This window comes from Dethiosulfatibacter aminovorans DSM 17477 (assembly GCF_900142005.1).
Taxonomy (GTDB): domain Bacteria; phylum Bacillota; class Clostridia; order Tissierellales; family Dethiosulfatibacteraceae; genus Dethiosulfatibacter; species Dethiosulfatibacter aminovorans.
The window spans coordinates 1-1,114 of sequence record NZ_FQZL01000003.1 but is presented as its reverse complement, the minus strand read 5'-3'; the positions used below and the strand labels follow the sequence as shown (position 1 = coordinate 1,114).

Annotated in this window: 1 rRNA gene; it reads right to left on the bottom strand. The window is 52.3% G+C overall.

The window, feature by feature from the left end:
* Nucleotides 1-4 precede the first annotated feature (4 nt).
* Nucleotides 5-1,114: ribosomal RNA gene (locus BUB05_RS00015) — 23S ribosomal RNA — on the bottom strand; the annotation flags it as partial.

Here is a 1,114-nt window from a genome sequence, read left to right as displayed (position 1 = left end):
ATTTCTGGTCAAGACCTCGACCTATTAGTATCGCTCAGCTGAACACATTACTGCGCTTACACCTGCGACCTATCAACCAGGTGGTCTTCCTGGGGTCTTACTCCATAAAGGATGGGAAATCTTATCTTAAGGGATGCTTCGCGCTTAGATGCCTTCAGCGCTTATCACTTCCAAACTTAGCTACTCAGCTATGCTCCTGGCGGAACAACTGATACACCAGCGGTTTGTCCATCCCGGTCCTCTCGTACTAGGGACAGCTCCTTTCAAATTTCCTACGCCCACGACGGATAGGGACCGAACTGTCTCACGACGTTCTGAACCCAGCTCGCGTGCCTCTTTAATGGGCGAACAGCCCAACCCTTGGAACCTGCTTCAGCTCCAGGATGAGACGAGCCGACATCGAGGTGCCAAACCTCCCCGTCGATGTGGACTCTTGGGGGAGATAAGCCTGTTATCCCCGGGGTAGCTTTTATCCGTTAAGCGATGGCCCTTCCACTCGGCGCCACCGGATCACTAAGTCCAACTTTCGTTCCTGCTCGAACCGTCGCTCTCGCAGTCAAGCTCCCTTCTGCCTTTACACTCTTCGCACGATTTCCGACCGTGCTGAGGGAACCTTTGAGCGCCTCCGTTACTCTTTAGGAGGCGACCGCCCCAGTCAAACTGCCCAACTGACAGTGTCCCTATGCTGGATAACAGCATCAGGTTAGAAACCTAGTATCAATAGGGTGGTATCCCAACAGCGACTCCACCAAGACTGGCGCCCTGATTTCGTAGTCTCCCACCTATCCTGTACAATTAATACCAAATTCCAATGTCAGCCTGCAGTAAAGCTCCACGGGGTCTTTCCGTCCTGTCGCGGGTAACTCGCATCTTCACGAGTACTACAATTTCACCGGGTCCATTGTTGAGACAGTGCCCAAATCGTTACACCTTTCGTGCGGGTCGGAACTTACCCGACAAGGAATTTCGCTACCTTAGGACCGTTATAGTTACGGCCGCCGTTTACTGGGGCTTAAGTTCTAAGCTTCGCTTGCGCTAACTCTTCCCCTTAACCTTCCAGCACCGGGCAGGTGTCAGCTCCTATACTTCATCTTTCGATTTAGCAGAAACCTGT